21 protein-coding genes are annotated in these 24,798 nt (G+C 72.1%); 10 read left to right on the top strand and 11 right to left on the bottom strand.

Features of this window, described 5'->3' with window-relative positions; all coding sequences use genetic code 11:
• Window positions 1-28: 28 nt before the first annotated feature.
• The 4 genes from ACFFR3_RS20640 (at window position 29) to ACFFR3_RS20625 (ending at window position 4,411) form a co-directional block, all read left to right on the top strand.
• Window positions 29-1,405 carry a glycoside hydrolase family protein gene (locus ACFFR3_RS20640; protein WP_345386615.1) on the top strand — a complete coding sequence of 459 codons (1,377 nt, stop codon included), beginning with the start codon at window positions 29-31 and terminating at the stop codon, window positions 1,403-1,405.
• A gap of 85 nt (window positions 1,406-1,490) precedes the next feature.
• Window positions 1,491-1,967: a VOC family protein gene (locus tag ACFFR3_RS20635; protein ID WP_364373388.1), complete on the top strand. Its 477-nt coding sequence runs from the start codon at window positions 1,491-1,493 to the stop codon at window positions 1,965-1,967.
• A 267-nt stretch (window positions 1,968-2,234) separates the two neighbouring features.
• Window positions 2,235-3,242 carry a sporulation protein gene (locus ACFFR3_RS20630; protein ID WP_364373391.1) on the top strand — a complete coding sequence of 336 codons (1,008 nt, stop codon included), beginning with the start codon at window positions 2,235-2,237 and terminating at the stop codon, window positions 3,240-3,242.
• A gap of 191 nt (window positions 3,243-3,433) precedes the next feature.
• Window positions 3,434-4,411 carry an ArsR/SmtB family transcription factor gene (locus ACFFR3_RS20625; RefSeq protein WP_379483648.1) on the top strand — a complete coding sequence of 326 codons (978 nt, stop codon included), beginning with the start codon at window positions 3,434-3,436 and terminating at the stop codon, window positions 4,409-4,411.
• Window positions 4,412-4,539: 128 nt separating this feature from the next.
• On the opposite strand, the gene ACFFR3_RS20620 is transcribed toward ACFFR3_RS20625, so the two are convergent.
• Window positions 4,540-6,018: an Nramp family divalent metal transporter gene (locus ACFFR3_RS20620; RefSeq protein WP_379483647.1), complete on the bottom strand. Its 1,479-nt coding sequence runs from the start codon at window positions 6,016-6,018 to the stop codon at window positions 4,540-4,542.
• A gap of 172 nt (window positions 6,019-6,190) precedes the next feature.
• Here ACFFR3_RS20620 and ACFFR3_RS20615 point away from each other — a divergent pair, with 172 nt between their 5' ends.
• A complete protein-coding gene (locus tag ACFFR3_RS20615; RefSeq protein ID WP_379483646.1) occupies window positions 6,191-6,550 on the top strand; it encodes a hypothetical protein in 360 nt (119 codons plus the stop codon).
• Between the two features lie 228 nt (window positions 6,551-6,778).
• On the opposite strand, the gene glgC is transcribed toward ACFFR3_RS20615, so the two are convergent.
• The gene (glgC, locus tag ACFFR3_RS20610) at window positions 6,779-8,014 is read right to left on the bottom strand and encodes a glucose-1-phosphate adenylyltransferase (protein WP_345386598.1); all 1,236 of its coding nucleotides are present in this window, start codon (window positions 8,012-8,014) and stop codon (window positions 6,779-6,781) included.
• Between the two features lie 158 nt (window positions 8,015-8,172).
• On the opposite strand from glgC, the gene glgA reads away from it, so the two are divergent.
• Complete coding sequence (gene glgA / locus ACFFR3_RS20605) at window positions 8,173-9,345, top strand: glycogen synthase (protein ID WP_345386596.1); 1,173 nt, start codon at window positions 8,173-8,175, stop codon at window positions 9,343-9,345.
• On the opposite strand, the gene ACFFR3_RS20600 is transcribed toward glgA, so the two are convergent.
• Window positions 9,346-9,750, bottom strand: a complete 405-nt coding sequence (locus tag ACFFR3_RS20600) for a nitroreductase family deazaflavin-dependent oxidoreductase (RefSeq protein ID WP_364373405.1) — start codon at window positions 9,748-9,750, stop codon at window positions 9,346-9,348.
• 80 nt (window positions 9,751-9,830) lie between these two features.
• On the opposite strand from ACFFR3_RS20600, the gene ACFFR3_RS20595 reads away from it, so the two are divergent.
• Window positions 9,831-15,974 carry a CHAT domain-containing protein gene (locus ACFFR3_RS20595; protein WP_379483645.1) on the top strand — a complete coding sequence of 2,048 codons (6,144 nt, stop codon included), beginning with the start codon at window positions 9,831-9,833 and terminating at the stop codon, window positions 15,972-15,974.
• On the opposite strand, the gene ACFFR3_RS20590 is transcribed toward ACFFR3_RS20595, so the two are convergent.
• The 5 genes from ACFFR3_RS20590 to ACFFR3_RS20570 all read right to left on the bottom strand — a co-directional run bounded on the left by ACFFR3_RS20590 (window position 15,866) and on the right by ACFFR3_RS20570 (window position 19,614).
• Window positions 15,866-16,168 (bottom strand): hypothetical protein, encoded by a 303-nt coding sequence (locus ACFFR3_RS20590; protein ID WP_345386586.1) that lies wholly within the window; start codon window positions 16,166-16,168, stop codon window positions 15,866-15,868. The two genes, ACFFR3_RS20595 and ACFFR3_RS20590, sit on opposite strands and share 109 nt — an antisense overlap.
• Before the next feature lie 33 nt (window positions 16,169-16,201).
• Window positions 16,202-16,657, bottom strand: coding sequence for a hypothetical protein (locus ACFFR3_RS20585; RefSeq protein WP_379483644.1), 456 nt, complete (start codon window positions 16,655-16,657; stop codon window positions 16,202-16,204).
• A 111-nt stretch (window positions 16,658-16,768) separates the two neighbouring features.
• Window positions 16,769-17,317, bottom strand: a complete 549-nt coding sequence (locus tag ACFFR3_RS20580; RefSeq protein WP_364921308.1) for a GNAT family N-acetyltransferase — start codon at window positions 17,315-17,317, stop codon at window positions 16,769-16,771.
• A 43-nt stretch (window positions 17,318-17,360) separates the two neighbouring features.
• Window positions 17,361-18,068 (bottom strand): sirohydrochlorin chelatase, encoded by a 708-nt coding sequence (locus tag ACFFR3_RS20575; RefSeq protein ID WP_379483643.1) that lies wholly within the window; start codon window positions 18,066-18,068, stop codon window positions 17,361-17,363.
• A gap of 220 nt (window positions 18,069-18,288) precedes the next feature.
• The gene (locus tag ACFFR3_RS20570) at window positions 18,289-19,614 is read right to left on the bottom strand and encodes an MFS transporter (RefSeq protein WP_345386578.1); all 1,326 of its coding nucleotides are present in this window, start codon (window positions 19,612-19,614) and stop codon (window positions 18,289-18,291) included.
• Between the two features lie 102 nt (window positions 19,615-19,716).
• Between ACFFR3_RS20570 and ACFFR3_RS20565 the strand changes: the two genes are divergently transcribed.
• Window positions 19,717-20,388: a GntR family transcriptional regulator gene (locus ACFFR3_RS20565; RefSeq protein ID WP_345386576.1), complete on the top strand. Its 672-nt coding sequence runs from the start codon at window positions 19,717-19,719 to the stop codon at window positions 20,386-20,388.
• Window positions 20,389-20,399: 11 nt separating this feature from the next.
• On the top strand, window positions 20,400-20,759 hold the full coding sequence (locus ACFFR3_RS20560; RefSeq protein WP_345386574.1) for a DUF2203 domain-containing protein: 360 nt from the start codon (window positions 20,400-20,402) through the stop codon (window positions 20,757-20,759).
• A gap of 6 nt (window positions 20,760-20,765) precedes the next feature.
• Here the strand turns inward: ACFFR3_RS20560 and ACFFR3_RS20555 are convergent, their stop codons facing one another.
• Complete coding sequence (locus tag ACFFR3_RS20555; RefSeq protein ID WP_379483642.1) at window positions 20,766-21,533, bottom strand: VOC family protein; 768 nt, start codon at window positions 21,531-21,533, stop codon at window positions 20,766-20,768.
• Window positions 21,534-21,709: 176 nt separating this feature from the next.
• On the opposite strand from ACFFR3_RS20555, the gene ACFFR3_RS20550 reads away from it, so the two are divergent.
• Entirely contained in the window at window positions 21,710-22,339 is a 630-nt protein-coding gene (locus ACFFR3_RS20550; protein ID WP_345386569.1) for an alpha-ketoglutarate-dependent dioxygenase AlkB, read from the top strand.
• A gap of 3 nt (window positions 22,340-22,342) precedes the next feature.
• Here the strand turns inward: ACFFR3_RS20550 and ACFFR3_RS20545 are convergent, their stop codons facing one another.
• Window positions 22,343-23,197 carry a D-alanyl-D-alanine carboxypeptidase family protein gene (locus ACFFR3_RS20545; protein WP_345386567.1) on the bottom strand — a complete coding sequence of 285 codons (855 nt, stop codon included), beginning with the start codon at window positions 23,195-23,197 and terminating at the stop codon, window positions 22,343-22,345.
• A gap of 340 nt (window positions 23,198-23,537) precedes the next feature.
• Window positions 23,538-24,716, bottom strand: coding sequence for a glycosyltransferase family 4 protein (locus tag ACFFR3_RS20540; RefSeq protein WP_345386565.1), 1,179 nt, complete (start codon window positions 24,714-24,716; stop codon window positions 23,538-23,540).
• Between the last annotated feature and the right edge of the window lie 82 nt (window positions 24,717-24,798).

Genomic DNA, 24,798 nt, shown 5'->3' with positions numbered 1-24,798 from the left:
ACACGCGGTTGAAGTCAGGTGAGTACGGTTGGTTACGGACAACGGGGGATCGTTCTGGCGCAGGCTGGGGAGGGCCGCGGGCATCACGGCCCTGGCGGCCGTGGTCGCGAGCTGCGGCGCCACCGGCACCGGCGGGCAGGGGACACCGCCGCAGGAGACCTCCGCCGCGCCGCAGACCCGCAGCGCCGCTCCCGAGGGCGACGCCGTCAAGCCGCCGCCCGTGGCGCAGGACTGGCCGCGCTGGGGCTTCACGCACACGGGCGTCAGCGCCAACAACGTCACCCGGCGCTTCGAGCAGGTGGTGGCCGGTTCGCTGGAACGCACGCCGATGCTGCAGAACCAGCACATCATGGGCTTCGGCGCGATGAACCCCGAGCCGTACCCCGGTGAGTTCATCTGGGAGGACCTCGACAGCCGGCTCAACCTCATGAAGATGTCGGGCGCCACGCCGGTCATCACGCTGTGCTGCGCCCCCGACTGGATGAAGGGCGGCCCGCAGGGGCCCACCGAGGAGTCGGCCTGGGCCGAGCACCTGGAGGACGCCCCCTACCCGCAGCACTTCGACGACTTCGCCAAGCTGTCGGCCGCGGTCGCCGAGCGCTACAGCGACGTCAAGTACTTCATGGTGTGGAACGAGCTCAAGGGCTTCTGGAAGGACCACGCCAAGCCCGCCGACTACAAGGGCTACACCCAGCTCTACAACAAGGTGTACGACGCGGTGAAGAAGGTACGGCCGGACGCCATGATCGGCGGCCCGTACATCGGCTTCGACAGCAACCGCAAGGGCGGCTCCGAGCTGCGCGGCGACTGGGGGGTCGTCAACCAGCACGTGATCGACGCCTTCGACTACTGGTTCGAGCACAAGAAGGGCGCCGACTTCATCGTGGTGGACGGCGCCTCGCCCACCGACGCGCACGAACTGCTGCCCGACGAGTTCGGCGCGCTGGCGAAGTTCGCCGACGTCACAGAATGGCTGCGGAAGAAGACCGGCGACATGCCGATCTGGTGGTCGGAGTGGTACTTCGTGCCCGAGGACGGCACCCGCTGGAAGGAGCCCAGGAGGCTCGCCGTGCAGGCCGTTTCCATGATCGAGATGGCCCGCGGCGGCGTGTCCACCGCCCTCTACTGGAACCCGCAGGCCAAGGAGGGCGAGTGCGTGGGCTGCATGTGGGACCCGCGCAGCGGAGCCGAGACCCCGACGGGCCGGCTGGTCGCGGACTTCACCCGCTGGTTCCCGGCCGGCGCCGAGCTCGACCCCGTCACCTCATCCGACCCCGCCGTGCGGGTGCTGGCCCAGCCCGAGCAGCTGCTGCTGGTCAACACCTCGGACGCGGCCGTGACGACGACGGTGGACGGCAAGGAGCACCGGCTCAAGGCGTACGAGATCAAGTGGACCGGCCGCTAGCCCCTGAACGGAGTCGGCCGGAATGAACAGTGGCGGCCAGGGGTTGGCACGGGGACACAGGACCTCACGTACCCGAAGGAGCCCCATGAGTGCCCCCCAGGAGAGCAGCCCGGCCGTCCGCCAGCTCAGGCTGGTGGTGGAGGCGGAGGACTACGAGGCCGCCGTAGCGTTCTACCGCGACGTTCTCGGCCTGCCCGAGGAGGCGGCCTTCAGCGGCGGCGACGGGGCGCGGGTGGCGATCCTGGACGCCGGACGGGCCACGCTCGAGATCGCCAACCCGGCACAGAAGAAGATGATCGACGAGGTCGAGGTCGGACGGCAGGTGGCGCCCAAGTTCCGGGTGGCGTTCGAGGTGGACGACGCTCGCGAGACCACCGGGCGGCTGGTCGCCGCGGGCGCGGACGAGGTCGCGCCGCCCACGGTCACCCCCTGGGAGTCCCTGAACGCCCGGCTCGACGCTCCCGGTGGCCTGCACATCACGGTCTTCCAGGAGCTGAGCACCCTTGAGGACCGCACGTCGCACGACGGCTTCGGCACGGACGCCGGCCGCTCGGCAGACTAGGCGACGGAGGCGGGGGCCTGGTCCGGTGCGGTGACGCCGCTCGCCGGGCCAGGCCGCACCAGCGGCGACGGCCTACCGGGATCCCGGCCGAGGCGCAGGCGAATCCCCCTGATCTCACCTCCGTACGGGCCCTACCACCTGAACCCTCCTGACCAGGCACGTCAGACCGGATCGATATGCGTGCGGGCCCGCCGGAACTCCGGTCACGGGCCGATCGTTGACGCCAGCGGCACACAAGTCGATCTTCGAAACAGGGAGAACAGAGCCGTGGTCTTCAAGAGGATGCTGGGAGCGTTCGGCGTCGGCGCGCCCTCCGTGGACACCGTGCTGTCCACGCCGCGGACCCAGCCGGGCGGCACGCTGGACGGTGAGGTGCGCCTCAAGGGCGGCGACTTCGACGCCGAGATCGAGCACGTCACCCTCGGCCTGGTCGCCCAGGTCGAGATCGAGCACGGCGACGGCGAGGCGGCCGGGCTCGGCGAGTTCTCCCGCGCCCAGGTCTCCGGCCCCTTCACGCTGCGCAAGGGCGAGGACCGCGTCATCGCCTTCCAGCTGCCCGTGCCCTGGGAGGCGCCGATCAGCGAGATCGGCGGGCAGCCGCTGCGCGGCATGGCGGTGGGCGTGCGCACCGAGCTGGCCATCGCCAAGGCCGTCGACAAGGGCGACCTCGACATGGTGGCCGTCGAGCCGCTGCCCTCGCAGCTGCGCATCCTGGAGGCGTTCCTGCAGCTCGGGTTCGCGTTCAAGTCGGCCGACCTGGAGGCGGGGCAGCTCTACGGCGTGGCGCAGCAGCTGCCGTTCTACCAGGAGATCGAGTTCTTCCCCGGGGGCGACTACGCGGGTCTGGTGGGCGAGGTCGAGGTCACCTTCGTCGCGAACCCGGCCGGTCTCGACGTGGTGCTGGAGGCCGACAAGCGCACGGGCCGCTACTCCTCCAGCGACGCCATCGGCCGCTTCCAGGTCAGCCACGACGACGCGCTGCGCACGGACTGGGCCGGTGAGCTGAGCCGCTGGCTCGGCTCCCTGTCCCAGTACGGCCACGCCGCCCCCTACGGTCACCACGAGGGCCACTACGGCGACCACCACGGGCACCACGGCGATCACCACCACGGCGGGCATCACGGGGGCCACCACGGGGGCCACCACGGGGGCCCCGGCCTCGGCATGGTCGCCGCCGCGGGCGCCGCCGGCGTGGTCGGCGGGCTCGTCGCCGGCGAGGTGGTCGAGGAGGTCGTGGAGGAGTTCTTCGAGGGTGACGAGGGCGACGACTGGTAGCCGCCTGATTCATCCCGCCCCCGGACTCGCGCCGCCGGGGGCGGTTCTTGCGTGTACGGCCAGATCAGCCGTACCGACAAAGCACTTTCAACCCTGCAATCGCACTGTAAGTCAGGAGAAAGCGGCATGAATAGGTTGGCTCACTGTCCGTAAGAGCCGACCTCTAGGAGCCGACAGTAACCAGCACGACTGTGTGGAGCGAACTGCACCTCACCTCCACGCCTCAGCTGTCCCTCTCGATCTCCCCGCATCTCACGGCGCTCGCCTGGATCACCGACGCCCTCGCCGGCCGCCGCAGGGGCCTGCCCGACCTGTGGCGCAAGGCCATCGGCGCCCGCGTCTCCCGCCTCGGACACCAGGCCGTACGCCCGCTCGCCGCCCCAGGCGGCCACGTGGGGCCCGACTGCCTCGTGCCCCGCCCCCCGGGCGACGGTGACGTCCCGATTAAGGACCAGCTCGCCGCCCTGCGCGACCTGCCTCCCGGGCGTCTCGTCAGCGACCTGGAGCAGGCGTTCGGCAGCGGGCCGCTGCCCGTCCAGTGGCGCTCGGCCGCCGAGCGGCCCCGCCAGTGGCTGCACGGCTACGCCGGCGCCGTCGCCGACGTCTGGACGGCCGCCGAGCCCCTCTGGAAGCGCGCCCGCGCCCTGCTGGACAAGGAGGTCACCAGGGTCGGCGTGGCGGCCGTGCGCGGCGGCCCCGAGCTGCTGCTCGGCGCCCTCAGCGACCGCATCACCTGCGGCGACGGCGGGCTGCGCGTCGCGGGGCTCGACGGCGGCAGGTACGAGCTGGGCGACCGGCGGATCGTGCTGGTGCCGATGCTGGCCGGCAAGGACGCGGTCATCGCCGGGCTCGACGACCCCGAGGCCGTGTGGATCGCGTACCCGCTGCCGGGGGCGCAGACGTTGTGGAGCAGGCCCGCCGCCCCGGCGCTCGACGAGCTGTCGGCGCTGATGGGCCCGGTGCGGGCCGACCTGCTCTGCGCGATCGGCCGGCCGATGACCATGAGCATGCTGGCGGCCGACATGAAGGTGACGCCGAGCAGCATCACGTACCACTGCGACCGGCTCAGGGACGCCCGCCTCATCACCAGGGAGCGGCGCGGCCGCGAGGTCTGGGTGGGCCGCACCCACCGCGCGGAGGAGCTCCTGGAGCTCTACCACCGCCGCTGACGGGGAGGAAAGGGGCGCGCCGACCCGCAGCAGTCCGGCACGCCCCCTGTCTCTGCGCACGCTAGCAACGCCCGACCAGCGCGGAGATCACTTCGGCTAACGTGAAAGCTTCCTCCCTGTACGTCCGCTCAGAACGTCACCAGCGGGTCCCCGACGAAGTCCGCGATGAAGTTGACGAAGAAGAACCCGAAGAACAGCACGTTGAGCACCAGGATCACGTAGTGCCACGGCCGCGGCCTGGCGGGGCGCGGCAGCTTGCTGTTGAGGTACATCAGCAGGAACGGATAGAGCAGCGCCCCCAGGTTCGACATGTTCGCCGACCACTCCACCAGGCCCACCGGCAGCGACTGGAAGATGATGATGGAGATGATGACCAGCAGGAAGAGCATGAACGGGTAGTAGAAGCGGCGCGGATCGCCCTCGATCAGCCGGCGCAGGCGCGGGCTGGTGGCGTTGGCCGCGTCGGTGGTGACCCGGACCATCGCCTCGAAGATGCCGAGCTGCGTCGAGAACAGCACCAGCACCCCGACCACCAGCGCGACGTAGAAGACCACCCTGCCGTACTCGTCGCCCAGCGCGGAGGCCACGAACGTCGGCACGTTCGCCCTGGTCGGCCGCTCGCCGGACAGGGTGACCGCCTGCGCCATGAGCAGCGTGGGCAGCAGCATGCCGAGGATCGCGCCGACGAAGAACACGCCCCACATGTCCACCAGGAGCAGCCGGTACCAGCGCCGCCACAGGCCGCGGTTCTTCTCGTCGTCGGGGAAGGTGACGCCGCTGGCCAGGATCGCCTTCCTGTCGCCGCGCAGGCCGGAGATGTAGCCGACCCGGTGGCCCATGCCGTAGCCCTTGTCGCGGTAGTGGCCCATGATGTACCAGTTCAGGCCCGAGGCCAGTGCCGTGAACCCGGCCAGCGCGCCGAGCTGGGTCGCGGTGATGCCGGCGGGCGGCGCGGCCGGGGTGAGGAAGCCCCGGATGCCCTCCCACCACTGGCTGATCGGCACCACCAGGAGGTCCACGGCCAGCAGCGCGACGAGGATGGTGCCGATCAGCACCCAGTTGACCAGCTCCAGGACCCGGCTGATCCGGCGGGCCGCGGCGGTGATGAGGAACACCAGCACCAGCAGGCCGATCGCCCACAGGCGCGGCTCGACCGCGTCGGCGGCCGGCGGGACGCCGTGCACGAGCGCGTACACGCCCTGGCCGGCCGACGCGGCCCAGCCGCCGGCGATGAACGAGAAGATCACGATGAGCACCGACAGCGGCACCCACAGCGGCCAGCCCGGCGGCACCCTCCCCCAGCCGACCACGGGGGCCTCGCCGGTGGCGACGACGTAGCGTGAGCACTCGACGTTGTAGAACGTCTGCAGCAGCGCCGACACCACGATGACCCAGCCGACCCCGACGAAGCCGTACTGGCCGACGCTGAGCGGGCCGAGCAGCCATTCGCCGCTGCCGATGGAGATGCCGAGGGCGATCAGGCTGGGGCCGACGGCGTACTTGAAGAGTTCCTTGGGGCCGATCCTGGAGACCTTGAAGACCTCCTCCGGCGTGGGCAGATCGGCGACTTCCAGGTCAGGACGGCTGACTCCGAGCGGGTGCGACATCTCACTGCCTCCTGCCGCCCAGCGTGATCCCGGACTGCCGTCACAACAAGACCCAATTAGTCGTTCACGCTCACGTAAGGCCACGAGCGGGTCAGGCGTGGCGGTATTCCCCCTAACGGGACTGACTACGTAGAGTGATTGTCGTTGTCACAAGGTGACTACAGGGGGAGAAATGAAAGGTAAGCTCATAGCGGTCGGCGGCGTGCTCGCCACCGCTGCCACATTCTGTGCCATGGCCACGCCGGCCGAGGCGGCCAACCGCTGCGACCTCAGCGTCGGCGACCGCACCCACACGCTGCGCATCACGCCGTGGGGCGTGCACGCGGGCAAGCGCGACGCCAAGGCGTGCCAGGCCAAGGAGAAGTTCGAGGACGACGACGACGAGTTCGAGGACGACGACGAAGGCGACGAGGCGGAGTTCGGCGGCTGGAACGACGGCCCCGGCTACGGCTGGGACCACGGTTACGGCGCCGCGCGTCAGGGCGACTGGAACGGCTACAACTGGCCGGGCACCTGGTACGGCCAGGAGTGACATCACCGGCCGATCCTGACTCATAGGGCCGGCCGTCAAGCCCCGGGGCGCTCTTCACGGTGCCCCGGGCACCCTCCACCCCCTGTAGCACCCGCCGGCCTCCCTGGAGGCCCGCCCCCTCCCATGACGTCTCGGCCCCGCCCTGTCCGCACGGCGGGGCCGTCGGCATGCCAGTCCGGCATGCCCGTCACGCGCCCCGGCCCGGCGCCGGGGCGCGACCTGCCGGGGTCAGCGGTCGACGATCTCGTTCTTGCCGATCACCACGACCCCGCCCCTCGTCAGCGCGAACCTGCTGCGGTCGTACTCGGGGTCGAAGCCGATGCGGGCGCCGTCGGGGATGACGACGTTCTTGTCGATGATCGCCTTGCGCACGACCGCGCCCCGTCCGACCTTGACGTTCTCCATCAGCACGGAGTCCTCCACCAGCGAGTGCGAGTGGAGCACCACCTTCGGCGACAGGATCGACCTGATCGCCGTGCCGCCGGAGACGATCACGCCGGGGGAGACCAGCGAGTCGATCGCCCGCCCCACCCGGTCGCCGTCGTTGTGCACGAACTTGGCGGGCGGCAGCGGGTCGTGTCCGGTGAAGATCGGCCACTTGTCGTTGTACAGGTTGAACACCGGATGCGCCGAGATGAGGTCCATGTGGGCCTCGTAGTAGGCGTCCAGCGTCCCCACGTCGCGCCAGTAGCCGCGGTCGCGCTCGCTGGAGCCCGGCACGATGTTGTGGGCGAAGTCGTAGACGTCGGCGCCGCCCGACTTCACCAGCATCGGGATGATGTTTCCGCCGAGGTCGTGCTTGCTGGAGGGGTCGAGCGCGTCCTCGCGCAGCGCGTCGATCATCGCCTGCGTCTTGAACACGTAGTTGCCCATAGACGCGAACACCTCGTCGGGGGAGTCGGCCAGCCCCACCGCGTCCTTCGGCTTCTCCCTGAACGCCACGATGCGGCGCCCCTCGGGATCGGTCTCGATCACGCCGAACTGGTCGGCCAGCGACAGCGGCTGCCTGATCGCCGCGACCGTCACGTCCGCGCCGGAGTCCTCGTGCTGCTCGACCATCTGCCGGGGATCCATCCGGTAGATGTGGTCGGCGCCGAACACGATGACGTGCTCCGGCTCCTCGTCGTAGATCAGGTTCAGATTCTGGAACAACGCGTCGGCCGAGCCGGAGAACCATCTCGGCCCCAGCCGCTGCTGCGCCGGAACCGGCGTGACGTAGTTGCCCAGCATCGCCGACAGCCGCCACGTACGCGAGACGTGCCGGTCGAGGCTGTGGTTCTTGTACTGCGTCAGCACGACGATCTTCAGGAACCCGCCGTTCGCGAGGTTGGACAGCACGAAATCGATGAGCCGGTACATCCCCCCGAACGGCACCGCCGGTTTCGCCCGATCCGCCGTGAGAGGCATGAGCCTCTTGCCCTCTCCACCTGCCAGCACAACCGCAAGCACCCTCCGGGACCTCATGCCCAGGACGCTACCCCCAAATGGCCGATCTATCGACGAAAGGCCGCAGCGGGATCATCCCGTGTGTCGGTATTTGCGATGCAATGTACGAACCGGAGTTGCCGAGCTTTGGTTTGTCGCTGTGTTCGCTGTGCTCAACCAGCCCGTAGTGTCGTCTCATGCGCGTTGATCTGCTCAGCAGGGAATACCCGCCAGAGGTGTACGGCGGGGCAGGGGTGCACATGGAATACCTGGCCAGAGAGCTGCGAAAGCTGGCCGACGTCCACGTGCGCTGCTTCGGTGCGGCCCGGGTCGAGCCGGGCGTCTCCGCCTACCGCGTGCCCGACGGCCTGGCGGGCGCGAACGCGGCCCTGCAGGTGCTCGGCGTCGACCTCGAGATGGCGGCCGCGTGCGCGGGCGCGTCGGTCGTTCACTCCCATACTTGGTACGCCAATTTCGCCGGGCATGTCGCGAAGCTGCTCCACGGCGTGCCGCACGTCGTCACCACGCACAGTCTCGAGCCGCTGCGGCCGTGGAAGGCCGAGCAGCTCGGCGGCGGCTACACGATCTCCTCGTGGGCCGAGCGCACCGCCCTGGCCGCCGCCGACGCGGTCATCGCGGTCTCCGAGGGCATGCGGCGCGACGTCCTGGCCGCCTATCCCGAGATCCCGCCCGAGCGGGTCAGCGTGATCCACAACGGCATCGACACCACCCAGTACGCGCCCGACCGCGGCACCGACGTGCTGGAGAAGTACGGCGTCGATCCCACGCGGCCCTACGTCGTCTTCGTCGGCCGCATCACCCGCCAGAAGGGCCTGGTCCACCTGCTCCACGCGGCCCGCTCCTTCGACCCGGCGGCGCAGCTCGTGCTCTGCGCGGGCGCGCCCGACACACCGGAGATCGCCGCCGAGGTGACCGAGCTCGTCGAGGGGCTCGACCGCGCGGGCGTGTTCTGGATCCAGGAGATGCTGCCCAAGCCCGAGGTCATCCAGCTCCTGACGCACGCCACCGTGTTCGTCTGCCCGTCGGTCTACGAGCCCATGGGCATCGTCAACCTCGAGGCGATGGCCTGCGAGACGGCCGTCGTGGCGACCGCGACCGGCGGCATCCCCGAGGTGGTCGCCGACGGCGAGACCGGCCTGCTGGTGCCGATCGCGCAGGCCGCCGACGGCACGCCGCACGACCCCGAGCGGTTCGCCGCCGACCTCGCCGAGCGGGTCAACGCCCTGCTCGGCGACCCGGCGCGGGCACGGGCGATGGGCGAGGCGGGCCGGGCCCGCGCCATCGAGCACTTCTCCTGGGAACGGATCGCCCACCGCACCATGCGGCTGTACGAGACGCTGACCGGGTGATCAGCCCACGCGTTCGAGCACGACGACCGGGATCTCCCTGTCGGTCTTCTTCTGGTACTCGTCGTACTCGGGCCAGGTCCTGGCCATGACCTGCCACATCTCGGGCTTCTCCGACGCCTCGGCCGTACGCGCGCGGGCCCGGAACCTGTCGCCCTTGACCTGCACCTCGACCTCGGGCTCCGCCAGCAGGTTCTTGTACCACTGCGGATGCTCGGGGTCGCCGCCCTTCGAGGCCACCACGAGATAGTCGTCGCCGAAGCGCTGGTAGATGAGCGGGGTGGTGAAGGGCTGCCCGGACTTGCGGCCCTTGGTGGTCAGGAGAAGGACGACGGTGTTGTTCCAGTCGTGGCCTTCGGCCCCGTCGGTCTCCTGATAACGCCGAACGTGTTCTTTGCCGTAGAGCATGCGAACGCACCTACCCAGGACGCGCCCGACCTCACCGGGAGCCGCTGTACGGGGCGGCACGCCAATGAGAGTCTTTGCCCATGACCGATCCGGCCGGGGCGCTGGCCGCCCGCATCGAGCGGTTCGAACAGGCCGCGGATCCCGAGCTGATCTGGGATCCCGCGGCGCTGTCCGAGGCCGAGCAGGCGATGCTGGCCTGCTCCGGCGACCGCTCCGACGCGGCCACCTGGCGGCTCATCGGCATGCTCCACCTGGCCCGCTACCGGCTCGACCCGCGCACCACCCGCGACGCGGCGGTGGCGGGCGCGTTCTTCGCCGCCGTGGCCGTCGTCGACCCCGGCCGGCTGCCGGAGAAGCTGCGCGGCTCCCACCTACCTCCGGGCGAGTCGGCCGGCACCTGGGCGGGGCTGGTCGAGGAGGTGTTCAGGCACGTCGACCCGGGTGCCTACCGGCACGTGGGGCTGCTCATCCACGCCCTGGTCCGGCGGGCCATGGCCGAGCCGGTCGCTGAGGTGTCGGAGCGGCTCGGCGAGTTCCTGCTGCAGGAGTCCGTACGCTCGTCCGACCCCTCGTGGGCGCCCGGCGCGCTGGGGCCGCTCGGAGCCGGGCTCGTGCGCCTCTACGAGGCCATCGGCGAGCGCGAGATCATCGACGACGCCGTCCACATGCTGCTGCGCGCCGCGCTCGGCGAGCCCGCCTACACCCCCGACCTGGCCGCCGCCCTCGCGCTCGCGGCGCCCGGCGACGAGAAGCTGGCCGCCGCGTACCTCGCGGCCGCCGAGTCGGGGGAGCAGGACCGGTCGTGGGCGCTGCTCGCGCTCGTCGAGCTCACCCGTTCCCGCGCGGTCGCCTCCTGGGCCGACGACGACCTGCTGGCGTTCATCAGGGTCGGGCAGTGCGCCCTGGACTTCTGGCACGAGCGGTGGGCGCATCCGGGGGTGCTGGCGCCGTACGCGTCGGGGCTCATCGAGTGGTACGTCGTCACCGGCGATGAACGTTCGCTCGAAGCCGGCCTGGAGATGCTCGACGCGTTGCGCGTCACCCCCGACGAGGACGTACGCGACCTGCCGGACCCGCTCGTCCGGCTGCGCCTGCTCGGCGACCGCAGGATGCGCCGCCACGAGGTGAGCGGCGACCCCGCGGACCTGGAGTCCGCCGTCGAGGCCCGCCGCGACGCGCTCGCCATGGTCCCTGACGGCCACCCCGCCAAGCCCGCCCTCCTCACCTCCTTGGCCACCGCCCTGCTCGGACTGGCGGTCCTGACGGACGGCGACCCGGCCGCCCCGATCGCCGCGGCCCGCGCCGCCCTGTCCGCATATGGCGACCACGCCCCGCAACGCCCCGACACGTTCCTCCTCCTCGCCGAAGCCCTCACCCTCCCCCTGACGACCGGACCCGCGCCGCACGGCGCCCCTCACCCCGCCGACGAGGCCGTCTCCGTGTTGCGGGAGGCACTCGCGGCGGGTGAAGGTCTGACCCGGCGGGCCGAGGCGTACGGGCTGATGTCGGAGGTGCTGCGCCGGCGAGCCTCCAGCGCCGACGCCGACCGGAGCGCCGCCGATCTGCGGGAGGCCGTCCAAGCAGCCCGCCAGGCCGTCGAACTGGCCACGAAGGACGCACACGGCCAGACCGGCGCCCGGCGCGCCCTGGCGGAGGCGCTGCTGGCGCGCCACACGGTGTACCAGGACCCCCGCGACCTCACCGAAGCACTGTCCCTGACCGGTGAGACCGGCCGAGAACCCGACGCCGCTTTGGACGCCGCTTTGGACACCGCCTTGGACACCGCTTTGGACGCCGCCCTGACGCGCGTGCTCGACGGGGCGGGGGAGGTGGATGAGCAGCTCGCGGCGACCGCGACCGAGCTCGCGCTGCGGTCGCCGCGCGAGGAACGGGCGCTCACGCTGCTCCAGGTGGCGGAGCGGCAGGCCGAGAGCGAGGCGGAGCGCGGTGAGTTCCTCGCCGAGGCGGCGGAGCGGCTGGCCGAGGCCGGGCGGGCGGGCGTCGCGGGTCGCGTGCTGGAGCGGGCGGTGGAGGCGTTGGAGGCGGCGGGGGAACGGTCCCGCGCCGCCGCCATGCTGTCCCGGCTGGGCGGGCTGGCCGAGCCGGGGCAGGCTTTGGAGGCGTACGCGCGGGCGGCGGACGTCCACCATGACCTCGGAGATCCCCGTGCGGAGGCGCAGGAGCTGACCCGCATGGGCCTGCTCCACCTCGCCGCCGGTGAGCCCGCCCGCGCCGCCGGCCTGCACCGGCGGGCCGCCGCCCGGTGCGCGGACGCGGGGCTGCCCGCCGACGAGGCTTCGCATCTCCGGCACGCCGCCGAAGCCCACCTCGCCGCCGGCGACCCGGCCGCCGCCGTCGAGTGCGCCGCCCGAGCCCGAGACCTGCACCTGAACGTGGGCGAACCCGTCCTCGCCGCGCTCGCCCTCGTCCTCGCCGCCCGCGCCGCGCTCGACCAGGGCGACCTCACCGCCGCCGGCGAACGCATCACCGCCTGCGCCATCGAGCTGGAGGCGGCCGGAGACTGGGAGGAGGCGTGCCGGGCGCTCGACGCGCACGCCGTCCTGCTCGCCGTACGCGGCCACCCCGGGCAGGCCGCCGCCTGCGAGACCCGGCTCGTGGAGATCGTGCGGCGGCACGGGCGGCGGCGCGAGCCGGCCGACGAGTGGTACCGGATCGCGCAGCGCCGCCGGGGCCGGGGTGACGCGGATGGGGCCCGGGTCGCCTTCGAGCTGGCCGGACGCGAGTACGACGCCCTCGGCAACCCCGACGGGGCCGCCTCTGTGCGGTACAACCTGGGCGTTCTCGCGTACGGGGAGGGGGAGACCGCGCAGGCGATGGAGGCGTTCGGGGCGGCGGCGGAGGCGTTCGCTCAGCTGGACGGCCCGGTCAAGGAGTCGCTGGCCCTGACCATGCGCGCCGCCTGCCTGACCGCCCTCGGCCTTCCGGACGACGCCCTGACCGACCTCGACCACGCACTCGAAACGGCCGCCTCCGACCCTTACGCCCTCCTGGTCGCCACCCTCGGCCGCGCGGCCGTTGACGTAGAGCTGGGCCACCTCGGGGAGGCCGAGGAACGCCTCCACACAGCCCTCACGCTGGCGGGCGACGACCGGCTGGCGAAGGGCGTCGTACAGGACCGCCTGGCGGCCTTACACGGACGCACGGGCAACCTCGACGCCCAGGTCGCCGCACTCGAAGCCGCCTTGTCCGCCTTCCACACCGCCGCCCAGCCCCAGCCAGCGGCCCTGACCGCCGTCAAATTGGGCCTCGCCCTGGAACATCGCGGCGATTACCGCGCCGCCCGCCAGAGCCTGGAAACCGCCCTCACCATCCTCCAACCCCACCTCCCCCCGCCCACGGAACCCCCCGCACCCGCCTCACCAGGCACCTCCGTGAACACCCCGACCAAAGCTGACGAGGCCGCTCTCAGGGACACCACCCCCGCGCACGCGACGGGCGACGGGCCGGCGGGCGGCTCGGCGGGCACTCAGGCACGAGGCCCGGAGCGCGGTACCGCGGGCGTTCCTGCGGGTGGGTCAGCGGCGGAAGCAGCCGAGGAAGCGCCGTTCGAGCTCATCGCCGCGATGAACAGCGACATCGACGCCGCCGCCCTGTCCCACCTGGCGACCCTCCACCTGACCCTCGGCGACCTCACCCGTGGCCGCGCCGCACTCACCTCCCTGCGGGCGGGTGGACGCTGGAGCGATGCGGTGGCTCGCCTGGAGTTCTGGCTTCAGCTCGCCGAAGCGGAAGCGGCCGGCGACCTCGCCCAGGCCCGCGCCCTCGCCACCCAAGCGCTGACCGCCCCCACCCCATCCCCACCCACCGACACCGCCCCCGCCCCTGGCATCCTCGCCCCTGGCACCCCCGCACGTGGCACCGCCGCGCCGGGCGCCTCTACGCGGGGCCGCGGTTCGGAGGGCGGGGAGCTGCTCGCGGGGTTGGAGGCCGGAGATCGGTCGTACCTGCTGGTCAAGTTGTCGGGCTACTGCCGGGCCCTGGGCGACCTGCCTGCCGCCTACGCGTACGCCGCGCGTGGGTGTGAGTTGCGTGATGAGCGGGCGGGTGAGCATCTGCGGAACCTTGGGGCGGCGGCGCTGGAGCTGGGACGGGCGGAGGAGGCGATCACGCACCTTGAGGCGGCCGTCGAGGAGGCCCGGGGTGCGGTGCCTGCGCAGCTCGCCGGGGCGCTCGCGCTGCTCGGGGCGGCCTATACCGATGCGGCGAGGTGGAGGGAGGCCGGTGAAGCCTACGAGGAGGGGCTGGCGCTGACGGCGCCTTTCGTGTGGCGTTTCCTTCGCGTTCCGCTCCTCATCGGGAGTGCCGCCCTTCACCTCAAGCTCGGCGAGCTGGACGAGGCTGCCGCCCGTTACCGTGACGCCATCGCGCTCGGTGAGGAGCTCGGCCGCCCCGCAGGCCGGCCCGCCGACCTCGCCGCCGCCTACGCGGACCTGGCTCTCGTTCACGAGCTTCGTGGTGATCTCGAAGAGGCCCGGCCTCTCGCCGAGCGTGCCCTGCACCTGCGACGCGCTCACGGCGATGCCCGCGGCACCGTCCTCGCCCTGGTGGCGCTCGCCCGTCTGACCGTCGAGCAGACCGACCGGATCCAGGCCGTCAGGTGGCTGGAGGAGGCCGTGGCGCTGGCGCAGGAGAGTGGGTTCAGGGCGGGGGAGGCGGTGGCGCAGTGCCGGCTCGCGGTCCTCGACCTGGGCTCAGGCGCGTACGACCGGGCCGGCCACCGCCTCCGTACGGCCATCGGCACCCTGACCGACCTGGGCCACGACATCGAGCTGCGGACGGCGTACCACCTGAGGTCGGTCGCCGCGGAAGAGCTGGGCGACCTCGCAGGAGCGCTGGCCGACGCCGAGCGGGCCTGCGTGCTCGGTCACGCCCCGTCGCGCGAGAGAGCCGTCCGCCTGGCCGTCACCCTTGGACGGGGCGGGACGGCCTGGGAGCACGCCGAGCAGGCCAGGGTCGCCGCTCTCGCCGCCCACCTGGACGACCGGCCCTGGCCGGCGCCCGAGGGTGTGCCCGCGAACCTCGTGGAGGCCGAGCAGCAGGCATTGACCACCGTCCAGACTCTGATGACGGCCGCGGGACACACCAGGGACCCGGACCGGGCCGCCCGCCTCATCCACCGCGCCCGCGCGGCCAGGACCGACCTGGAGTCCGTGTGGCGCCGCATGGCCCCCTCGGCCCCCCATCACGTGTCCCTGCGCCGGCGGTCAACCTCCGCCCCGGGGACGCGTGGGACGGTCGCCATGCTGGCGTTCCACCTGGACGAGAGCGCCGGCACCACGACCGTGCTGGCCCACCGTACGGGCCGGCCGGAGCCCCTGGCCTTCACGACCACCGTCGGCCGGGAACTGCTCACCGACTTCCTGCACACCACGTACGCCCCCAGACCAGGGCTCCTCGACATCGACGCCCGCCGCCACCGCGCCGACGTGTGGCGGCGCGTGGCCGACGGCCTGCTGGCCGAAGTCCTGCGGAACCTCGACCTCCAGAGCGGCGACCTGCTCCACCTGCTCCCAGGCCCGGGACTGCACGGCATCCCGCTGCACGCGCTCACACCCTCCGGCGGCCGGTCTCTGATCGAGCACGGCCCCGTCACCTACGCCCCCGCCACCACGACGGAGGGCCGGCCGCAGGCGCGGCGCGGCACACCGATGGTGATCGGCCAGGAGGAAGAGGCGGCGGCGCTGCTCGGCACCACCCCCGTCACCACCCCCGTCACCGCCACCGCGGCCGACTTGCGGGGCGTACGCCCCGTGCTGCTCCTGGCGACCGACATGGTGCTGGACGAGAAGGACCCGTTCGGCTCGGGCGTCGTGCTGGCCGACGGCCTCCTGTCCGCCCGCCGCCTGATGACCATGAACGTGGCGGCCGACCTCGTCATGCTCACCCCGCACACCGCGACGCCGGGAACGGGCACGGCCGTGGCCGCGCTGGGTCAGGCGTTCCTGCACGCGGGCGCCCGCGCCGTGCTGCTCCCTCTCTGGCCGGTCGCCAAGGAGATCAGCCGGGCCCTCGTGCACGACCTCGTCATGCGCCTGCGCGCGGGAGACGCCCCCGCCACGGCCCTGCGCGCCGCCGTGCTGGGGCTGCGCGAGCTCTACGGCTCGGCCGAGCCCGACCTCTGGGCGTCGTACGTGCTCATCGGCCCGCCGGGAGGCTCACCCGTCCACTTCGACCCCGGCATGAGGGTCACCAGCACCAGATAGCCGAAGAACGCGACCAGCAGCCCCACCGCGTAACCGCCGAACACCGAGGGCGGGGCGAGCAGCGCCACCACGAACCCGCCGCCCACGACGGCCACCACCGCCGCCACATCGGCAGCGGACGCGCGGCGCCGCAGCAGCCCGTGGGTGATCCAGCCGATGACCAGTCCGAAGCAGAACGCGCCGAGCACCGCCATGGGCTCACGATCGCACGAGCCGGGGAAGCGGGGCTAGAGGTAGGACCGGGTCGCGCTCACCAGCTCGCTGGCCCCGTCGCGGGTGTCGACGTAGATGGCCTTGCCGGGGGTGCGCTCGCGGACGTCGTGATCGCGGATGGCGAACACGGCGGGCGGCACGCCCACGTCGCCGTAGCGCGCGGTGACGGCGGCGCCGATCGCCCGCCGCACGTCGGACACCACCTCGCGCGGCCCCTTCCCGGAGCCGGAGGCCGCGAGATAGCCGAGCATGCCGGCGAAGCGCAGCTCACCCTCGGCCGGCGGGCGCTGGCCGGGCAGCACGGGACGGTCGAGCCAGAACACGTTGCCCGCCAGGAACGCCGGATAGCCCGCCCCCTCATCGCCGAGCGAGCGCGCGGTCTCGGCGAGCAGCTCGCCGAACTCGGCCAGGTCCGCCCCGGGCGGCAGGTCCGTGGTGACGAACAGGGGCACGATCAGCGAGTCGAGCATGTGACTATCCCTCCGTGAGAGGCCTCATCGTAGGATGCCGCACCGACAATCCCGGGACCCGCGACTCCGCCCGGACTTGACCCGGCGCTCACGAAGCGCGGGAAGTGGGGATCAGCGCTCGACCCACTCGTCCTCCAGCGCCGAGTGCACGATGGAGTCGCGCCAGCCGTTCGGCGTGGGCAGGTGGTGGCGGATGCGGCCCTCCTCGACCATCCCCGCGGTGAGCATGGCGAGCTGCGCCGGCAGGTTGGCGGGGGAGCGGGCACCCCAGATGCGGTGCAGCCCGAGCTGCTTGAAGCCGAAGGACAGCAGCAGGCGTACGAGGTCGGTGCCGATGCCGCGCCCCCACTGCTCGGGATGGAGCCCGAACCCGATCTCGGCGCTGTGCGGCAGCTCGGCCTCGATGCGCAGCCGGGCGACGCCGACCACGTCGCGGCGGCCCGCGTCGAGCACGGCCAGCACGTAGAGCAGGCGCGGCTCGGCGGCGGCCGCCCGCACGGCCTCCTCGACGAGGCCGGTCACCTCCTGGAGGCTGCGCGGCGCGAAGGGCGCGTGCTGGGTGGCGACGGGATGGCCGTAGACGCCGTGCAGAGCGGCGATGTCCGCCTCCGTGACGTCACGGAGGCAGACGCGTTCGCCCTCGCAGACCACGCGGCGCATGCGCCGACCGTAACGCGAGTTCCGTGATCTTTACAAGCCCTTGTCAAGTCGCGAGTTGACTGCCGTAAGCTCGCGCGACAAGTTCGGCGACGGCGCTGTGCGAGCCGAGCGGCTCGGCGTGGCCGGCGTTGATCGCCGCCGCGGCCTGTTCGATCAGCGCGTACGGAGCCTCGTGGCCGATCATGCACGGCGCGATGGCCAGCCGCTCGGCGCCCGCAGCCCGCAGCCGCTGGGCCGCGACCGGCACGCCGGGCTCGCTGTCCAGCGACGCCGCGACGACCGGCAGCGTGAGCCTGGACGCCAGCAGCACCGCGGTGGCCTGCACGGCGTGCACGGCGCGCTCTCCGCCCACGGTGCCGAGGATGACGGCGTCGACGGGGCTGGAGACGTTCAGCAGGCGGACCCGGTCGGCCCTGGCCAGGCCGCGCTCGGCCAGCCGGATGTGCAGGGCCTCGGCCAGCAGCGGATGCGGGCCGAGCGCCTCGGTGACGACGGCCCCGCTGCCGGTGGCGGCGACGGCCTTGCCGATCTCCGCGAGGACGGCGGGATCATCCCAGGTGAGGAGCGGTACGACGACGGCTTCGCGGCCGGAGGGCAGGGAGTCTGCCAGGTCGCTCACGCTCGTCAGGCGCACCTCGATCTGGGGGTTGTCGACGCGTACCACGGCCGCGATCTCCTCGGCCACGCCGTCCGTCGTGCCGGGAGTGGCGAGCACGAGCACGGGGGCGTCGGGCGGCAAGGACGTGGGCACGGGACGGCGGTGACGACCGCCGCCCGGCCGGGGGGAACGTTCTCGTACAGGCAGGCTCACAGGCGGGCAGTTTATGCCTATTCGGAGACGGTTGTTCTGTGAATCGATGGCGATACGGTCACAACCCTGTTGACTAGGGGCTTCCGCGCCCGGAAAGCTTCCGCGGGCGGTGTCGGCAGCCACCGCCCGCGGCTCTCGCGGCATTCCCCTGCGAGGTCTGTCAGGCGAAGGGGCCCACCTGCGGGGCCTTCCTGGCCTCTTCCGACCTCTCGGCCAGGTCGACGTCGCGGGTCTCCGGCGCGATGGCCAGGCCGACGGCGGTGACGGCGAGGGCGGCGACGACGTACACGGAGACCGCGATCGTGGACTGGAAGGACTGGTAGAGCTGCAGGGCGATGATCGGGGCGAGCGCGCCGCCCACCACCCCCGCCACCTGGTAGCCCATGGAGGCGCCGCTGTAGCGCAGGCGGGTGCTGAACAGCTCGGCGATGAAGGCGGCCTGCGGTCCGTACATCGCGGCGTGGGTCACCAGCGCCACCACGGCGGCCAGCGCGATCAGCGGGAACGAGCCGGTGTCGAGCAGCGGGAAGAAGGCGAACACCCACACCGCGGCGGCGACCACGCCGGCCAGGTAGACGGGACGGCGGCCGTACCGGTCGGACAGCGCGCCCGCCAGCGGGATCAGCGCGAGCTGCAGCGCCGAGCCGATGAGCACGGCGTTCAGGGCGTACGAGCGCGGCAGGTTCAGCGTCCCGGTGATGTAGACGATGATGTACGCGGTGAAGGTGTAGAACGCCACGTCCACCCCGATGCGCGCGGTGAAGGCCGACAGCAGCGCCCGGGGGTGCGTCCGCAGCACTTCGAGGAGCGGCATCTTGGCCGTCGCGCCCTGCTCGGAGACCTCCGCGAACAACGGCGACTCGGTGATCCGCATCCGCACCCACAGCCCGACGAAGACCAGCGCGCCCGACAGCAGGAACGGCACCCGCCAGCCCCACGACAGGAAGGCCGCGTCCGACATGGTGAACGACATGATCGTCAGCAGCCCGGTGGCCAGCACGTAACCGGCGGGCACGCCCACCTGCGGCCAGCTCGCGTTGAAGCCGCGCCGGCGCCCGTCGCCGTGCTCCAGCGACATGATCACCGCGCCGCCCCACTCGCCGCCCAGCCCCAGCCCCTGAACGAACCTCAGCAGCGCGAGCAGGACCGGCGCCAGCACGCCGACGGCGGCGTAGCCGGGCAGCACGCCGATGAGGAACGTCGAGACGCCCATCATGAGGAGCGTCACCACCAGCACGGTCTTGCGGCCGACCCGGTCGCCGAAGTGGCCGAACACCACGCCGCCGAGCGGCCTGGCCACGAACGCCACCGCGTTCGTGGTCAGCGACGCCAGGACCGCCGTGAAGGGGTCGAGTGAGGGGAAGAACAGCTTGGGGAAGACCAGGGTCGCGGCGGTGGTGTAGAGGAAGAAGTCGTACCACTCCAGCGACGTGCCGATCAGGCTGGCGAGGATCACCCGCCGGGTCTGTTGCGTGGAGCCTGACATCGGATCGCTCCTTGTGTCGAATGGGGAGTAGTTTCAACGTAAGGATCGTTGAACAATTCGACAAGAGGTTTGCTCCATGATTATCTGTTAAATGTGGATAACGTGGTCGCTGATCTCTCCCAGGACCGGCCCCGTCTGGGACGCAGCAGCACGGCCGAGCGGGTGGCCGACATCCTGCGTGACCGCATCAGCGAGGGCTTCTTCCAGCCCGGCCAGCGCCTTTCCGAGGAGTCGATCTCCGAGGCGCTCGGCGTCTCACGCAACACGCTGCGCGAGGCGTTCCGGCTGCTCGGCCACGAACGCCTGCTCGACCACCGGCTCAACAGGGGCGTCTTCGTCCGGCTCCCGTCCGCCGAGGACGTCTCCGACCTCTACCGCGTCCGCCGCGTGCTCGAAGGCGCCGCCGTGCGCCGCCCGCCGTCCGACCGCGCGCTGGCCCTGATCAAGGAGTCACTCCAGGACGCCGAGCGCGCGGTCGCGCAGGACGACTGGCAGGGCGTCGGCACCGCCAACATCCGCTTCCATCAGGCGCTGGTCTCGCTCAACGAGAGCCCCAGGATCGACGAGGCCATGCGCCAGCTCTTCGCCGAGCTCCGGCTGGTCTTCCACGTGATGGAGAACCCGCGCGCCTTCCACGAGCCGTTCGTCGAGCGCAACCACGTGCTGCTCGGCCTCATCGAGTCGGGCCGGCCCGACGAGGCGGCCGCCTACCTCGACGGCTACCTCGACGAGGCAGAACGCCTGCTCGTCCACGCCTACGAGCCCAACCGCTAACGTTGTCGGGCATGGACCGGCTCTTCACCCTCGACGAGGCCCGCGCGCTGCTCCCCGGCGTCATCCACGACGCCGCCGGGGTGATCGCCGCCCGCGCCGACCTGGCCGAGATCGACTTCGCCCGCCGCTCGGGCGGTAGGTCGGAGCGGGGCGGGCTGCCCGAGCTGAAGGGGCTGCAGGCGCGCATCGAGGAGATCGTCAGCGGCTGGAGCGAGCAGGGCATCGAGGTCAAGGGCATCGCGCCCGTGCTCGTCGACTTCCCCGCCGTGCTCGACGGTGTCTCGGTGCGGCTGTGCTGGATCGAGGGCGAGCGCGAGCTGGGCTGGTATCACCGTACGGAGCTGGGCTTCGCGGGCCGCCGCCCGCTGTGACGCCGGTCAGGCCGAGCTGGTGATCACCGCGAACGCGGCGCCGAACGGGTCGGCGGCGAACGCCATCCGCCCGACCCCTTCCGTGCTCGTCGCGGGCCCCCGCAGCGTGCCGCCGAGCCGCTGCGCCAGCGCCGCCGTCGCGTCGCAGTCGGGCACCTCGAAGTACGGCAGCCAGTGCGCACGCTCGCCCTCCGGCAGCCGGACGATGCCCGCGACGGACGCCGACTCGTCGCCCTCGGCCGGCGTGATCACCGGATAGGTCTCCCCGCCCATCGGCAGGTCCTCGATCCGCCAGCCGAACACGGCCCGGTAGAAGTCCCTGACGCCGCCGGGGTCAGGCTTGAACAGCTCGACCCAGCACAGCGACCCCTGCTCGGTGACCAGCCCGAGCCCCGGGGTGCCGCCCGGCTGCCAGACGGCGAACGACGCGCCCGCAGGGTCGGCGAACACCGCCATCCGCCCCTGCCCCTCGATGTCCCGCGGCGCGGCCAGCAGCCTGCCCCCGGCCTGCTCGACCTGCTTGGCGACGGCGTCGGCCTCGGGGGTGTGGAAGTAGGTCAGCCAGGCCGCCTGGCCGCCCGGCGGCAGATGCGGGCTGATGCCGGCCACGGTGCGCCCGCCTAGCTGGCAGAAGCGGTAGTCCGAGTGGGCGGGGCCCAGCGACACGGAGTCCCAGCCGAACAGGCCGGTGTAGAAGGCGGTGGACGCCTCCAGGTCGGGGGTGGTGACGTCGAGCCAGGAGGGGGCGCCAGGCAGGTAGGCGGTGGTGAGCATGGCCTGCTCCTTCGCATGGGGGAGAGCGGTGGGTGGCCTCTGCGCCTCGGCTGTGGTCTCGAAGGGGCGATGCCACTCATATCCGGCGGCTTCCAGCGTGACATCTCTGCGCCCCCGCGTATGGCACTTCCGCCCAAGTCGAATGGGTGTTTGAAGAATGGCATACACTCGGCACCATGACAGCCGCGTTCCAAGCATCTTTGCTCGGCTTCGACGAGGAGCTCGGGCTGGGCCCCCTGGCGGGCTCGGTCCGCCGCACCCACCTCGGCCACGGCGCCTGGATCGACCTGCGGCCCGGCTGGCTGAGCGGCGCCGACACGCTGTTCGAGCGGCTGGCCGAGCAGGTGCCCTGGCAGGCCGAGCGGCGCCGCATGTACGACCGAGTGGTCGACGTGCCGCGCCTGCTCGCGTTCTACGGCGAGGGCGACACCCTGCCCGACCCCGTGCTCGACGACGCCAGGCGCGCACTCGACGCCCACTACGGCGACGAGCTGGGCGAGCCGTTCCGCACCGCCGGGCTCTGCTTCTACCGCGACGGCCGCGACAGCGTGGCCTGGCACGGCGACACCATCGGCCGGGGCGGCACCGAGGACACCATGGTCGCGATCCTGTCGGTCGGCGACCCGCGCTCGCTCATGCTCCGCCCGCGCGGCGGCGGCCCCTCCATCCGCCACGACCTCGGCCACGGCGACCTCATCGTGATGGGCGGAAGCTGCCAGCGCACGTGGGAACACGCCATCCCCAAGACGGGCCGCCCCGCGGGGCCCCGCATCAGCATCCAGTTCCGGCCTCGCGGCGTGCGCTGAGACTCAGGCGCGCTGCTGGGCGGAGCCCCAGGTCAGCAGCTCCTCGGCGGTGCCGAAGCGGCGGCTCGAGCTCGACTCGCCGAGCAGCACGCCCACCAGCGGCCGGCCGTCGCGCTCGCTCGCGAACGCCAGGCAGTAGCCCGCCGCCCGGGTGAACCCGGTCTTGAGCCCGATCGCGTCCGACGTGCCGATGAGGCGGTTGGTGTTGCGCCACACGTACGAGCGGTGCTCGCCGGTGCCGTCGAGATAGTGCCGGCGGGTCCCGGCGACCTCCTTGATGAGCGGCACCTTCAGCGCCGCGGCGGCCAGCACGGCCTGGTCCCTGGCGGTGGAATATCCGTCGCCCGCCGGGGTGGGCAGGCCGTCGGCGTTGACGTACTCGGTGTCGTTCATGCCCAGCTCGCGGGCGGTCGCGTTCATCCTGGCGACGAAGCCCTGCACGCCCGGTCCGTACGTGCGGGCCAGCGCGTGGGCGGCGTCCGCGCCCGAGGGCAGCATCAGGCCGTAGAGCAGCTCGCCGACCGTGATGCGGTCGCCGGGACGCAGGTCCGCGGTGGTGCCGCCGCCGTCCTCCGCGTACGCGACGTCCGCCGCCTTGATCCGTACGACGTCGGTGGGCTTGGCGGTCTTCAGCACCACGTACGCGGTCATGGTCTTGGTGAGGCTGGCGATCGGCATGCGCTTGCCGCCGGCCTTGTCGAGCAGCACGTCGCCGGAGCTCGCGTCCATCAGGTACGCGGCCCGCCCGTACACGGCGGGAGCGTCCTGGCGGACGGTGGGAGCGGCGGGTGCGGCGGTGGTCGTGGTGGCCTGGGCCGGCGCCGTGAGCCCTGTGACCAGGGCAAGTGCGCCTGCCATGGCAGTCAGAAAAGCTTTCCGGTCACGCATGCGGCCCAGAGTGCCGCCCTCTTGAGCCTGCTTTTGCCGAAATAAGGGAAGTTTTAGACAGGAGTATCCAGAAACCCCGATTTTTCCGGAAAAATCGGGAGGTAAATCTTTTGCCCGGAAAGCCAGCCGGCGGGCCTGCCATGGCCGTGGGAGGGCCAAGGCCCGGGGGAGAGCCAGAACCGGTCGGCCAGGGCAGGGGCTCAGCCGGCCGGTCGGTGGCCGCGCAGAAGGCCAGCCGGCCGGGCTCAGTGGCCGGCCAGGTGGTCAGCCGGTCGGGTCAGTGGTGGGCCAGGGGGTCAGTGGGTCGGGGTCAGTGGGCCGGCCAGAAGGTGTCGCCGATTCGCTCGCCCGCCGCCAGCTCAGCGAACAGGTCCTCCCACACCGGCATCACGTGCTCGGCCGCGTACGCCCGCGCGGTCCGCCGGGCCGCCTTCCCCATGCTCACCCGCAGCTCCCGGTCGGCGATCAGCCGGCGCAGCGCCTCGGCCAGCGCGTCCACGTCCTCGGGCGGTACCAGCAGGCCGTCCACCCCGTCGGTCAGCACGTCGCCCGGCCCGGTGGGGCAGTCGAAGGCGGCGACGGGCAGCCCGTGCGACATCGCCTCGATCATCGTCATCGGCAGCCCCTCGTACCGGGAGCTGACCGCGTAGACCGAGGCGCCGGCCAGCTCCTTGTCCATCCGCCCGGTACGTCCCGCCAGCGACACGTGCTCGGCCAGCCCGTGCTGCTCGATCAGGCCCGCCAGCTCGCCCTGGCGCGGCCCGGTGCCGAAGATCCGCAGCCGCCACTCCTGATGCTCGGCCACCACCTGCGCGAACGCCTTGATCAGCAGGTCGAACCCCTTCTGCGGCACCAGCCGCCCGGCCGCCACCACGACCGGCGCGTTCTGACCTGATCGCTCACGCTTCGCGGTCGGCACGGCGTTGGGGATCCGCACGACCGGGGTCGCCGGCAGGAGCCGCCGGAAGTCCCGCAGGTTCGCCCTGGTCAGCACGGTGATCGCGTCGAAGGCGGCGTAGTGGCGGGCGATCTCCTTGCGGATCGTCTCGGGATAGGCCGACAGGTTCATGTGCTCCTGGGCGACCTTGATCACCGGCTTGCCGGCGCGGCGGGCGGCGATCAGGCTGAGCGCGGGCCGGCTGGTGACGAGGATGCCGTCGCGCAGCCCCGCGCAGTACTCCATCGCCGCCCACTCGACCCGCTCGGTGAAGTAGCCGGCCGAGAACTCGCCGCGCGGCACCACCTTCCCGCGCACCCGCCGCCAGGCCCGCCGGGCCAGCGAGTCCGGCACCCGGCCGCCGCGCTGGTCCACCAGCGTGGTGACGGTGATCCGCGGATCGACGGCGAAGTGCGGCCGCTCGCGGCGGCGTACGAGGCTCACCAGCTCCACGTCGTGCCCGGCGGCGGCCATCGCGTTCGCCTGGCTGATCACGGTCTTGACCGTGCCGCCCATGCCGTACGCGTGCAGCAGGAGGTAGCGGATCCTCATCTGCCGCACCCCCGGCCGCAGACAGAGCCGGAGACAGAGCCGCAGACAGGGCCCGAGACAGGGCCGCAGACAGGGCCGCAGA

It is taken from the genome of Nonomuraea salmonea (genome assembly GCF_042428605.1).
In the GTDB taxonomy this organism is placed as follows: domain Bacteria; phylum Actinomycetota; class Actinomycetes; order Streptosporangiales; family Streptosporangiaceae; genus Nonomuraea; species Nonomuraea salmonea.
This window is presented reverse-complemented; position numbering and strand designations above follow the sequence as displayed.

Bases quoted from the DNA above. Each gene is read 5' to 3' on its own strand.
- ACFFR3_RS20635 (WP_364373388.1), top strand. From the start codon at position 1,491: ATGAGTGCCCCCCAGGAGAGCAGCCCGGCCGTCCGCCAGCTCAGGCTG.
- ACFFR3_RS20620 (WP_379483647.1), bottom strand. From the start codon at position 6,018: ATGTCGCACCCGCTCGGAGTCAGCCGTCCTGACCTGGAAGTCGCCGAT.
- ACFFR3_RS20615 (WP_379483646.1), top strand. From the start codon at position 6,191: ATGAAAGGTAAGCTCATAGCGGTCGGCGGCGTGCTCGCCACCGCTGCC.
- glgC (WP_345386598.1), bottom strand. From the start codon at position 8,014: ATGAGGTCCCGGAGGGTGCTTGCGGTTGTGCTGGCAGGTGGAGAGGGC.
- glgA (WP_345386596.1), top strand. From the start codon at position 8,173: ATGCGCGTTGATCTGCTCAGCAGGGAATACCCGCCAGAGGTGTACGGC.
- ACFFR3_RS20600 (WP_364373405.1), bottom strand. From the start codon at position 9,750: ATGCTCTACGGCAAAGAACACGTTCGGCGTTATCAGGAGACCGACGGG.
- ACFFR3_RS20595 (WP_379483645.1), top strand. From the start codon at position 9,831: ATGACCGATCCGGCCGGGGCGCTGGCCGCCCGCATCGAGCGGTTCGAA.
- ACFFR3_RS20590 (WP_345386586.1), bottom strand. From the start codon at position 16,168: ATGGCGGTGCTCGGCGCGTTCTGCTTCGGACTGGTCATCGGCTGGATC.
- ACFFR3_RS20585 (WP_379483644.1), bottom strand. From the start codon at position 16,657: ATGCTCGACTCGCTGATCGTGCCCCTGTTCGTCACCACGGACCTGCCG.
- ACFFR3_RS20580 (WP_364921308.1), bottom strand. From the start codon at position 17,317: ATGCGCCGCGTGGTCTGCGAGGGCGAACGCGTCTGCCTCCGTGACGTC.
- ACFFR3_RS20570 (WP_345386578.1), bottom strand. From the start codon at position 19,614: ATGTCAGGCTCCACGCAACAGACCCGGCGGGTGATCCTCGCCAGCCTG.
- ACFFR3_RS20560 (WP_345386574.1), top strand. From the start codon at position 20,400: ATGGACCGGCTCTTCACCCTCGACGAGGCCCGCGCGCTGCTCCCCGGC.
- ACFFR3_RS20555 (WP_379483642.1), bottom strand. From the start codon at position 21,533: ATGCTCACCACCGCCTACCTGCCTGGCGCCCCCTCCTGGCTCGACGTC.
- ACFFR3_RS20550 (WP_345386569.1), top strand. From the start codon at position 21,710: ATGACAGCCGCGTTCCAAGCATCTTTGCTCGGCTTCGACGAGGAGCTC.
- ACFFR3_RS20545 (WP_345386567.1), bottom strand. From the start codon at position 23,197: ATGGCAGGCGCACTTGCCCTGGTCACAGGGCTCACGGCGCCGGCCCAG.
- ACFFR3_RS20540 (WP_345386565.1), bottom strand. From the start codon at position 24,716: ATGAGGATCCGCTACCTCCTGCTGCACGCGTACGGCATGGGCGGCACG.